This is a genomic window from Mucilaginibacter sp. Mucisp73, assembly GCF_059491465.1.
This window is the reverse complement of record NZ_CP168507.1, coordinates 5998685-6010700: the sequence shown is the minus strand read 5'-3', so window position 1 is coordinate 6010700 and position 12016 is coordinate 5998685. Positions and strand designations below refer to the sequence as shown.

Annotated in this window: 8 protein-coding genes; 5 read left to right on the top strand and 3 right to left on the bottom strand. The window is 44.0% G+C overall.

Features of this window, described 5'->3' with window-relative positions; all coding sequences use genetic code 11:
- Position 1: 1 nt before the first annotated feature.
- Positions 2-1000 carry a YihY/virulence factor BrkB family protein gene (locus tag ACEN82_RS24880; protein ID WP_091176607.1) on the top strand — a complete coding sequence of 333 codons (999 nt, stop codon included), beginning with the start codon at positions 2-4 and terminating at the stop codon, positions 998-1000.
- Positions 1001-1337: 337 nt separating this feature from the next.
- On the opposite strand, the gene hisS is transcribed toward ACEN82_RS24880, so the two are convergent.
- Both hisS and ACEN82_RS24870 read right to left on the bottom strand, forming a co-directional pair.
- On the bottom strand, positions 1338-3116 hold the full coding sequence (gene hisS / locus ACEN82_RS24875; RefSeq protein ID WP_413321073.1) for a histidine--tRNA ligase: 1779 nt from the start codon (positions 3114-3116) through the stop codon (positions 1338-1340).
- 280 nt (positions 3117-3396) lie between these two features.
- Complete coding sequence (locus ACEN82_RS24870) at positions 3397-4428, bottom strand: hypothetical protein (RefSeq protein WP_413321074.1); 1032 nt, start codon at positions 4426-4428, stop codon at positions 3397-3399.
- A gap of 1233 nt (positions 4429-5661) precedes the next feature.
- Between ACEN82_RS24870 and ACEN82_RS24865 the strand changes: the two genes are divergently transcribed.
- From ACEN82_RS24865 to ACEN82_RS24855, 3 genes are all read left to right on the top strand, one after another.
- Entirely contained in the window at positions 5662-6324 is a 663-nt protein-coding gene (locus tag ACEN82_RS24865) for a 3-keto-disaccharide hydrolase (RefSeq protein WP_373615556.1), read from the top strand.
- Between the two features lie 130 nt (positions 6325-6454).
- On the top strand, positions 6455-8191 hold the full coding sequence (locus tag ACEN82_RS24860) for a GMC oxidoreductase (RefSeq protein WP_090532624.1): 1737 nt from the start codon (positions 6455-6457) through the stop codon (positions 8189-8191).
- 20 nt (positions 8192-8211) lie between these two features.
- Positions 8212-8859 (top strand): gluconate 2-dehydrogenase subunit 3 family protein, encoded by a 648-nt coding sequence (locus ACEN82_RS24855; RefSeq protein WP_090532622.1) that lies wholly within the window; start codon positions 8212-8214, stop codon positions 8857-8859.
- A gap of 167 nt (positions 8860-9026) precedes the next feature.
- On the opposite strand, the gene ACEN82_RS24850 is transcribed toward ACEN82_RS24855, so the two are convergent.
- On the bottom strand, positions 9027-10592 hold the full coding sequence (locus tag ACEN82_RS24850) for an alpha-amylase family glycosyl hydrolase (protein WP_413321075.1): 1566 nt from the start codon (positions 10590-10592) through the stop codon (positions 9027-9029).
- A gap of 297 nt (positions 10593-10889) precedes the next feature.
- Here ACEN82_RS24850 and ACEN82_RS24845 point away from each other — a divergent pair, with 297 nt between their 5' ends.
- Positions 10890-12008, top strand: coding sequence for a Zn-dependent alcohol dehydrogenase (locus tag ACEN82_RS24845; protein ID WP_413321076.1), 1119 nt, complete (start codon positions 10890-10892; stop codon positions 12006-12008).
- Positions 12009-12016 lie beyond the last annotated feature (8 nt).

Below are 12016 nucleotides of genomic sequence, written 5' to 3'. Positions count from 1 at the left end.
CATGAAATTTTTAAGCAAAGCATACTTTAAACAACTATGGAAGGTGCTGCTGGCATCGTTCACGGGCTTTTCAAAAGATAATGGCTTGAAATTGAGCGCCTCGCTGGCTTATTACACCGTTTTTTCAATTGCCCCTTTATTAATTATTGTAATATCTGTAGCCGGCCTGGTTTTTGGACAGGATGCCGCAACCGAGCGGTTGTACCCTGAAATTGTCCGTTATGTTGGCAAAACACCGGCAGCACAAATTCAGGATGCGTTAAAGCACCTTGCGCTATCCGGGAAATCGGGCATAGCAGTTGTTATTGGCGTGGTTACGCTATTATTGGGCGCAAGCAGTATTTTTATCGAGATCCAGGATTCGCTTAATATGATCTGGAGGGTTAAAGCCAAGCCTAAAAGCGGCTGGATGCAATTGCTAAAAAACCGGTTTGTGTCCTTTTCGCTCATCATCAGCCTGGGCTTCCTGTTGCTGGCATCGCTTATTATCAACCTGGTCATAAGCGCCCTGAAGGATCAGATTCAGCATTTTTTTCCCGGTATCGATTCTTTTACTAAAGTATTTGTCCAGGCGCTAAACCTGGGCATTACCCTGGTGGTGATCACTACCTTGTTTGGCATCATATTTAAGTTTTTGCCCGATGTTAAAATCAAATGGCGCGATGTGCGCAGCGGCGCGGTATTTACAGCTATCCTGTTTATGATAGGTCAATACCTCATCAGCCTTTATATCCAATATACAGCGCAAGGGTCGGCCTATGGTGCTGCGGGTTCTATTATTGTGATATTGGTTTGGATCTATTATACATCGGCCATATTGTACATTGGTGCCGAGTTTACCCAGGTATTTGCCGAGGCCAGCGGGAGCCATATTGAACCCGCAGATTATGCCGTTCATGTTCAGCAAACCGAGGTTGAACACCGCGTAAAAACCCTTCCACCTCAAAACCCGCAGCTTGAAGGGCATTTGAAAAAGAATGAGGGAGAGAAAAAGGGATAGGAAACATTACATATACCTGCCGTCATGCCGAATTTATTTCGGCACCCCATAGGACAGGTGGCCGTTTTGCTTAGCATGGCCGCTTAGCGAGTGGGATGCTGAAACAAGTTCAGCATGACCTTGATTTTTATTATGTCATGGGTAGCCTGTCGAGGCATGGTAGGCTGGCCTTTGCGCGCGATCCTTCAATTGGTGCCATGATATGTTGTAGAATCCAGACTTACGAAGTTTTCAAAACTTCGTAAGTCTTCCCCGGATTTGTCATTTGCACTAAACTATAAAGGGAAATGAAAATAAGACGCGTACAAATCAAATCCCGCCAATCCAAAAAATCCGTTTAATCCCGGTTTAGTTTTGCTGCGATCTCATCCGCCGTCAATTTTTCCTGGACCCCGCTTGCCATGTCTTTAAATGTCAATAGCCCGGTTTGCATTTCATCGCCGCCGATAACCACCACATAAGGGATGTGCTTATTGTTAGCATACTCCATCTGCTTTTTAATTTTCGCGCCTGCCGGGTACAATTCCGTGTTAACATTGCTACGGCGGAGTCGCTGTAATAGAGGTAAGCTATAAAGTTCGCCTTCTTTATCGAAATTGCATATAAGTACCTGCGTGGTTTGATTGCTGCCGGCGGGGAAAAGGTTTAGTTCTTCCAGTACGTCATAGATCCTGTCGGCCCCAAAGGAGATCCCTGCGCCGGTAAGGCCTTTTAAGCCAAACATACCGGTAAGGTCGTCGTAGCGGCCACCCCCACCGATGCTGCCCATGTTTACCTCATTGGTTTTCACTTCGAAGATTGCGCCGGTATAATAGTTTAAACCGCGCGCAAGGGTAATGTCCAACTCAAGCTTTGCGGTTTGAAGCGGACAGCGTTCTATATAGCCAAAAACGGTTTCTATTTCGTCGCAGCCTTTTAAACCAATCTCTGATTGGGCTAAAGCCCCGCGAAGGCTCGCCAGTTTTTCGGTGTTGTTGCCTTCAAGCAGGATAACAGGTTTTAGTTTGTCGATATCGGCATCGGTAAAACCTTTTTCGAGCAGCTCTTTAATCACGCCATCAAGGCCGATTTTGTCCAGCTTATCAATAGCTACAGTTAAATCAATGATGTTATCGGATTTGTCTATAACTTGTGCAATGCCTGATAGTATTTTTCTATTATTGATTTTGATGCTGAAATCTTTAAGGCCAAGCTTGGTTAAAGCTTCATCATAGATCATGATAAACTCGGCTTCGTTCAGTAGTGAATCAGAACCAACTACATCGGCATCGCATTGGTAAAACTCGCGGTAGCGGCCGCGCTGCGGTCTGTCGGCGCGCCAAACCGGCTGCACCTGGAAACGCTTGAACGGAAATGTGATCTCGTTTTGGTGTTGAACTACGTAACGGGCAAAAGGCACGGTAAGGTCGTAGCGCAGGGCTTTTTTAGATATTGTTCGAGATAGCTTAGAAGGCACTAAGCTTTTTTTTATTAAGGTTTCAAAATTGATTAGCCGTTCTAATGTAGAGTTTGTTTTAATCAAATATTTGAATCCTTTTAAAATCTCATTAGACCTTTCGTTTATATTTCTGATTGATAGGTAATATCTAAACCGATTTTTAAAAGGCTTAAATTTGTCAGCATCGCCTTTATCAAATAAATATTTTACAAAAGCGTGCTTAATGGAATAAAAGTATTGAGGGGGGCTGCTTATTTCGGACAAAAAGCTATTTGATTTCAATAACCAATGCAGGTCTTCTTTGATTTCGGAATCTTTTTTACTTGTGGTAATATCATCGAGATTTGCAACTTGTATTGAAAACTCTTCGGCGAGTTTAATGAAAACTTCTTTTACTTCGTTTTCAATAGATGTATTTTGATACTGTCCTATTAATTCCTCTGCAATTCCTGATGAAAACTCGCCAGACTCTAAAACTTTAAATATTAATCTGTCTCCTTCTTCACCATATTTACCCATCAAAGTGTCAGAGTTTTCCATGGTCGGTGTTTCTATCTGCTGATAGCCGTATTTGCGGAAAACTGATTTAATGGTATCGAAAATATAATTGCGTTTCACCATTTCGGCGGGTGAAAAATCGCGTGTGCCTTTGGGGACGGATGGTTTAATGGATGCCATGCGGCAAATGTACAAAAAAGAGGGTTATGCCGGGTTGTGCGTTTGCTTTGCATGTCTGTTACTAAGCATGCGGGCCACAAGCCGGGAGGCTTGCGGCAGCGATTAAAAAAGAAAAGCGGTTTCGCAGGCGAAACCGCTTTTCTTTTCCCCTTTTGCTAACGCCCGGCTCCTGCCGGGTGTTGACTATCAAACGGCCTCCGGCCGCCGAAGCCATGTTACGCAGGCCAGAAGCCAGGGAATAGTTGCCACCCGGCAGGAGCCGGGCAGCGGCGTAGTTTTTTTACTTATGCGTATGAAAACTCAAGCTTGTTGCAAAGCCAATAGTGACATAACCATAGCTATCTTCAAAAAACTGGTTGTAATCATCCTGTCCGCGGTAGCCTCCGCCAACCATAAGGGCGGCATCAGGCATAAACGGAAACTGGTAATAGTATTTCAGGCTTACATTTAAACGTTTCTTGAAATCAAAGGTTGAGTAATTATCGTACTTGTCGGCGATGTAAGTGAAGTCGAAGCGGATACGCTGCCAGTTTTGGTATACTTTTTTGTTCTTATCAATAGGGTCGGTATAGGCTTTGGCGAAGTTGTACATACGGCTGCCATTAATGCGGATAAAGCCGTAATGATCTTTCAAGCCTTCGGATAAACCGAGGTTGAATAAACCGGCATGAACTTCTAAGCCCAGGTTATCATAGCGGTTGATGATGAGGTCTTTTTTATCAAAGCGTTTGCCGCTGTAATAAGTTAAAGTATAAAAGTTGGTGGTGAACTTGCCGCTATCGCGGTTAAAGCTGCCGTCGGGATTAAGTGATGGTCCGCGTACGCCGTTGGAATGATGCGAGTAACCAAACGAAAAGAATTTTGGATTGTAGGTATCCTCATTCACCCTGAAATACACTGTACCGCCCGGCATAAAGCTTGGCGATTTTACCGGCGCCCCGTGCGAGGCCAGCAGGCGGATCTTCACCCTTGGGGTAAACACAAAAAAGAAACGCGACTTTGGCGTGCTGAATAAAACAAAGTTCGGCGCCAGGTCGGCAGTGAGCTGCGTTTTTATTTTGTTAAAGTAATCGTTCCCGCCTTCGGATACACGCAGGTTTTGCTCGTAAATGTGACCAAATGCCTGGTTGATTAGCCGCTTTTTCATCAGTGCGCTGTCGGCCAGCGTATCGGCCGGGGTAACAGTGCGGGTATTCGCGGCCGCTGTTAAATTGTCAACAGTAATAAAAATAAAAAGTATGCAAATTGCTTTTAATGCAAACGTTAAACCAGATTTCTTGAAACCAGGTTTTATAAAATAAAAATTGATCAATGTAGTAAGTGTTAATTACCGATAATGCTTGGGTTATAGTTATTTTTGGATAATCTTATGCGTTAAGATAAGGTTAACCACAACGGCGCAATATTACCTATTATAAGTTTTTTTGCAATTGGGCATATGTCAGCATTAAGTAAATGTATCGGCAATCGGCATCTTGTGACATTAGCCGGAAATTACGAGTGCTTGCCGGCTGTTTTGTGGTAGATTTATCAAATCGGCACGGGTGTGCCACAGAAAAATTGCATTAAAAATATATGCTATCAGGAGGCGAACGAATAAGAAATTTTTACACTAATTTTTTCAAATTAATCGAATTACACGAATTTTTCACTTGTATAAATTTGAAATTCGTGTAATTCGATTAATTGTGGTAAGTGAGAAAAATAATTCGTGTGAAAATTTCTAACCGCGTTTTTTTTTCGCGAACCGGCACAAGTACATGGCGCTGGCTTGCAGGCCGGGCACCCGTGACTTCTTGATCAACGAAGATTATCAATCGTGTTTTGCTAAACGCAGGCTTATTTTGCCCTTTGGGCAAAATAACGCATTTCAATCCCAAATTATAGTGGCGATATTTTGTCAGTACTTAGTACTATTCATTCCGGTATTTAAAAAAGCCTTGAAAAGTCCATAAAAAACAGCTAAAATAAATACGGTTTCTCTGGCCGGCGTGTGAGACGCTTTTTGACTCCTTCTTTAAGTTTATTTGTTGATAACCAGTTATTTAATAGTGTTTCATGTTGCGCCTTAGGCGCTTGATTATCAATGTGTTTCATAAAAAAGGCGTTTCGCTGTTTCACTCTCAAAAAATGGAACATTATTGTTTTTTAAAAAAATAGCGGCCGGCGGTTTTTCACTTTTTTGTGGGGAATCAAAAAATTGGGACACCTCATTTGTTACAATCAGGCGCCCGCTCTATGTTACCCATCTGCCATAAATTGTCTATTGTAACCAAGCTTTTACCTCAGTTTTCGCAGGCTTATACTTTATTTTTGCGATAATCGTTTTAGCATTAAAAAAAGCCGATATATTTAACCCAACCTAAAAAAATGTTCAGTTAATTTGCAATTAAAACGTTTTATCAAAATACGCCCTTAAACAGTTTTATACTTTTTAAGTCAGATACCTTGTACAAAGCAAAACAATGAAACCAACAGGAGCCGCCTCAACCAACCAACGCTATTTTAATGGCGGTTCTGATACTATAAAAACAACTATAATTTTATGAAAAAAATCATGCTTGGCCTGATGGCCATCCCGGCTTTTTGCCTGTCGGTATCGGCACAAACCAAACTGTTCGATGGGAAAACCACCAATGGCTGGCACACCTACTTAAAAAAGGAAGTTGTGGGCTGGAAAGTTGTTGACGGTGCTTTGCAACTCGATCCGCAGGCAGCAGAAGGTCATGGCGATCTGGTTACCGATGGCGAGTACGAAAATTACGAACTTACCTTAGAGTGGAACATCAGCAAAGAGGGTAACAGCGGTATCATTTTCGGAGTGCATGAAGACCCTCAATTTGGCGCAACTTACTTAACTGGCATGGAAATGCAGGTGCTTGATAATAAAGATGCGAGCGACAACAAAAAAGCCAACCACCTTGCGGGCTCATTATATGATATGATTGCCCCTTCAAAAGATGTATGCAAACCGGCCGGCGAATGGAACAAAGTAAAATTGCGCAAAAAAGATGGTCAGCTTACTTTCTGGCTTAATGGTACCCAAATTGTTGATGTAAAAATGGGCAGCGACGAATGGAACAAAGTATTAGCTGATAGCAAGTTTAAAAACTGGAAAGGTTTTGCCCAATATCCTAAAGGCCACATTGCTTTGCAGGATCACGGTCACCTGGTTAGCTACCGTAACATTAAACTGAAAGAGCTTTAATATTTTTTATGAACAGGGTACGGATATAGTGCCCTGTTCATATCTTTATACCATAACTTAAATTGTGTTAACATGCTCCAGGCATGTATAATTTCTCTTCGTATAAGAAAGAAGGATACTTTGATATAATATGAGCGATCTGCAAATTAAAAAATCATCAGCCACCTATGATGTGGTGATTGTTGGTTCGGGTGCCGGCGGGGGTATGGCCGGTTACGTATTGGCCAACGCCGGCATAAAAGTTTTAATGCTTGAAGCCGGTGCTTACTTTGACCCTGCTAAAGATTCACAACAATTAAAATGGCCCTGGGAGTCGCCACGTCGTGGTGCCGGTACAACCCGTCCTTTTGGCGATTTTGATGCTGCTTATGGCGGCTGGGAAATTGACGGCGAACCTTACACAACAAAAGATAAAACAGAGTTTTTCTGGTTCCGCTCGCGGATGCTGGGTGGCCGTACCAATCACTGGGGAAGGATCTCCTTAAGGATGGGCCCGCGTGATTTCCAGGCTAAAGACGGCCTTACCGACGATTGGCCAATCACTTACGATGATGTAAAGCCTTACTATGATAAGGTTGACCGTATGATAGGTGTTTACGGGACCAAAGAAGGTTTGGAGAACGAACCGGATGGCATTTTCCTTCCTCCGCCCAAACCGAGGCTTAATGAGCTTTATATAGTAAAAGGTGCTCAAAAAGCTGGCGTTAAAATTATTCCGGGCCGTGGTTCGGTATTAACAGAAGCTTTGCCTGGCAATAAAGACCGTGGCGCTTGTTTCTTCTGCGGGCAGTGCGGTCGCAGCTGTAAAGTTTACGGCGACTTCTCGGCATCATCATGTTTGGTGATCCCTGCTATCAAAACAGGTAATTTAAAAGTGATCACCAACGCCATGGTGCGCGAGGTAATAACTAATGCCGAAGGCCTGGCTGTCGGTGTATCATACGTTAATAAAGAAGATTTGCAGGAATACCAGGTAAACGCTAAAACAGTTATCCTTGGTGCAAGCGCAGGCGAATCGGCCAGGATCCTGCTTAACTCAAAATCGGCCCAGCATCCGGGCGGTTTGGCTAACAGCAGCGGTGTTGTAGGACATTATCTGCATGACTCAACCGGCTCAAGCGCCGGTGGTTTCCTTCCACAGTTGATGGACCGCAAGCGTTACAATGAAGACGGCGTTGGCAGTGTGCACATCTACTCGCCATGGTGGTTAGATAATAAAAAGCTGGATTTCCCGCGTGGTTATCACATCGAATACGGCGGTGGCTTACACATGCCGTCATATGGTTTTAGCGGTGGCATCCAAAACATGAATGGTGTAGTTCCGGGCCGCGATGGTAAAATGAAAGAGGCAGGTGGTTATGGTGCTTCGTTGAAAGACGACTATCGTCGTTTTTATGGTACCCAATTTGGCATGGCCGGTCGTGGTACTGCTATTGCCCGTTATGATAACTATTGCGAAATTGATCCTAACGTAGTTGATAAATACGGGATCCCGGTATTGCGTTTCCACTATAAATGGGCCCCTGATGAAATTAAACAGGCCAAACACATGCAGGAAACCTTCCAGGAAATTATGCACAATATGGGCGGTGCAATATACGGTCCGCCGCAAGGCCCTGAAACCAACTACGGTTTGGAAGCTCCGGGTAAGATCATTCACGAAGTAGGTACTATCCGTATGGGTAACGATCCTAAAAAATCGGCCTTAAATAAATGGTGCCAGGCGCATGATTGTAAAAACCTGTTTGTGGTTGACGCTGCTCCATTTGTGCAGCAGGGCGATAAAAACGCCACATGGACAATCCTTGCGTTATCGATGCGTACTGCAGAATATATTATTCAGGAAAGAAAAAAATTAAACGTTTAACAAGCTAACATAACAATTTTATGAACAGACGTGACTCCCTTAAAGCCCTGGGCTTAGGAACACTTTCGGCAGGATTATTACTGGAGGCCTGTAAAACCGATACAAAAAAAGGTGCAGAAGAAACAACTACCGCAGCTGCCGGTGACGAAGTTGGTCGCCAGCCGTTTGAGGTTGAGCGGGATAAAAAACTGCATGCTGATAAATTTTTTACCGCTGCCGAAATGGCTACCATTACTGTACTGGCCGATATCATTATCCCAAAAGATGAAAAATCGGGCAGCGCATCTGATGCCAAGGTGCCGGATTTTATTGAGTTTATCGTAAAAGATATGCCCGATCACCAAACCCCGATGCGTGGTGGTTTGCGTTGGCTGGACTTGCAGTGCCTTAACCGTTTCGGCAAGCCATTTACCGACTGCACTAAAGATCAGCAGATCCAGCTAATTGATATGATCGCTTACCCTAAAAAAGCCAAACCAGAAATGGCCCAGGGTGTAGCTTTCTTCAACCGCATGCGCGATCTTACTGCTTCAGGCTTTTTCACCAGCGAAATCGGCGTGAAAGATATTGGCTACGCAGGTAACCAACCCGGCAAGTGGACAGGTGTACCTGAAGATATCCTGAAGCATTACGGTATGGAAAATGTGAAGGCTTCCGCTTCGATGTAAGCAGCCCCACCCAAACCTTCCCCGCATGGGGAGGGCTTAAAAAAACTATTCTTGCTATTCTTGCGCTCGTTTGCAACGAGTGCTTAACTTGGGTTTGCGTTTATAACGCAACAGGCGATACAATCGCCAAACCATATTAAGCGCTCGTTGCAAACGAGCGCAAGTTTTTACCTCAACTCCCAAGCCCCCACCCCAAACGCCGGCAAATTAACCGCCAGCTTTCCTCCCTTTGCTACTGGTTTTGCATCCCCAATAATATTAAGCGTATTTCCGTCGGCATCAATGCTTGTCTCTGTTTCTTTATCCGATAGGTTTATAGCCACCAGTATGGTTTGTCCGGCATCTTTCCTCATAAATGTAAAAACATGATCGTTATCATTATTGACGGTTTTATAACTGCCATCAACAAATGCCGGATTGGCTTTGCGGATGGCGATCATCTTTTTATAGTAATTCCATAATGAGTTTGGGTCCTGTTTTTCTTCTTCGAGGGAGATACCATCATTAGGCTTATCGTTATTAAACTGATCTTTCCAGGGGCCGGTTTGTTTATACCACAGGGCCATACCTTTGCCGGCATCGCTTTTGTACCATTCAAAAGCTTCCCTGTCGGGAATTTCATTGGCATCGGTAGCACCAAAATTTGTCGTAGTGCCGGTCATGCCCAACTCCTGCCCGTAGTAAATGGACGGGATGCTGCCCATCAGCAGGTTAAAAGCGCAGCCAACTTTCATTTTTGCCAAATTACCCTTTACTGCATAGCTAAAGCGGGGCACATCATGATTTTCAATAAAAACCACCTGTTGTTTACCGGGCGGCAGCATGGCCAGTGTTGAATCGGCATTGGCCAACAGCAGTTTTTTGTCAAACGACCGGATTGCAAAACACAGCCTTAAGCCAAATACCCGGTCAACGCCGCCGTGCTCCAGGTATTCAGTGCCAAGGCTAAACCAATTGGCTTGTTCAGCTACAATCTTAATTTGAGGGTTGATGGCCCTTAGCTTGGTTAATAATGGGTTCCAGAAAGTATCGAATAAATGTGGAAGACGGCCTTTATTATCCAGGTCGTCCATCATATGGTCAAGCCTGAAACCGTCTACCCCATCATCAAATTTGCCATCGCCGTTGGGGTCTATCCAGTAGCTGAACAATTTTAGATTATAAGCCTTAGAAGCCTCGCTGTTAAGGTTTGCGGTAGTTATTTTGCGGGATACGCTGTCGTAGCCTGTCAGCCCGGTAAGGTTATATACTATGGTTGATGGCTTTTTGTTGTCCTTGTCGTCCCATAAAATATAATCGCTGTACGGTGATTTTGGATTTCCGAAAGCCTCCTTCCACCAGCGGGAATCTTCGGTAACATACTGGGTTTCCATGTCCATATAAAACTTCATGCCCCGGCGGTGCAATTCGTTAATCAGCTTAAGATAATCGGCAAGGGAGCCGTATTTAGGGTCGATCTTTTCAAAATCAACGGCAAAGTAATTATGATAAAAAGCAGATTCGTAAAGCGGTGTAAGCAGTATGGATGTTACACCAATTTCCTGCAAATAATCAAGTTTTTGGTGGATGCCATTCAGGTCGCCGTGATAATCGCCATCGCTATCGTAAAAACTTCGCTGGAATATATGGTAAATAATTTCGTTGTTGCCCGGCGCACCCGTTTTGGCTTTAACACCGGAGGGAATTAAGCCGAACAATAAACAGCCCAGGATAATAAGCTTATTTAGTTTCATGGTTGTTATAATTGGAGTTTAAAGTAACCTAAAGGGTTGATTATTAACAATAACTACAGGTGTGAAAAACTGGTGTATTTTATCCGGGGATCCTTTAAAAATATTGTCAAATGCTATAAAAAGCGCCTGCGCGGATAATATAGGCTACTTTTTGGACAATTTGCTAAAGTTTTAGAATCATAGCTTAACCTATTTTTGTTGCATTCAGCACTGTTAATATGGCAAGCTATAGTGATTGCTATTATTTGCTCAACTGGTTTAACGGCGTATGAAAAGCGTTTAACATATCCCCCAATTATGGCTATAATATGCAAGGCGGCTATTGCCAATGGAAAGGGTGGTTTTTCGATACAGGATATTGTGGTGAACGAACCGAAAGATGATGAAGTGCTGGTTAAAATAAGAGCGGCGGGACTTTGCCATACCGATCATGACTCGTTAAGCTGGGGAAAGCAGCTCATTATAGGGCATGAAGGTGCAGGTATTGTAGTTTCGGTTGGGAAAAGTATTAGCAGTGTACTACCTGGCGATAAGGTGATCTTAAACTGGGCCATGCATTGCGGCAAATGCTTTCAATGCCTGGAGGGTAACCTGCATTTGTGTGAAGTAGCCTCGCCGGTTGCAGCCGGCGGCAATGGCTACACTCCGGGCCATGCCGGTCTCGACGGAACAACGCTTAATGGCGATCCCATTTTAAGGTCGTTTAATATTGGTACTATAGCCGGATATACTTTGGTAAAAGAGTCGGCGGTGGTAAAAAACACATCGGAAACCATGTCATTCCCTGCTGCAAGTATCATCAGCTGCGGGGTGATGACAGGCTACGGCTCAGTTGTAAATGCAGCCAGGCTAAAAGCAGGTTCATCGGCAGTGGTGCTGGGTACCGGCGGTGTTGGCCTTAATGCGATACAAGGTGCAAAAATTGCCGGCGCAGAAAAGATTATCGCCATTGATATTAATCCCCATCGCCTTGAAATGGCTGTTAAGTTTGGTGCAACCCACACCATTCTGGCTGCCAAAGATGATGCCGGCTTGCTTAAAGCCGCCGAAGAAGTAAAAAAACTTACGAGTGGGCGCGGGGCAGATTACGCTTTTGAATGCACCGCCATTCCCGAATTAGGAGCAGCCCCCTTAGCAATGGTGCGCAATGCCGGTACGGCCGTACAGGTAAGCGGAATTGAACAGGAAATCACCATTGATATGCGCCTTTTTGAATGGGATAAGATTTACATTAACCCGCTTTATGGTAAGTGCCGCCCGCAAATTGATTTTCCGGATATAGTACAACATTATACCAGCGGGCACTTATTACTTGAAGAAATGATTACACGTACATATTCTATAAACGAACTTGATAAAGCTTTTGACGACATGCTGAAAGGCAGGAATGCCAAAGGAGTTATCGTGTTCGACTAAAAAAGCTC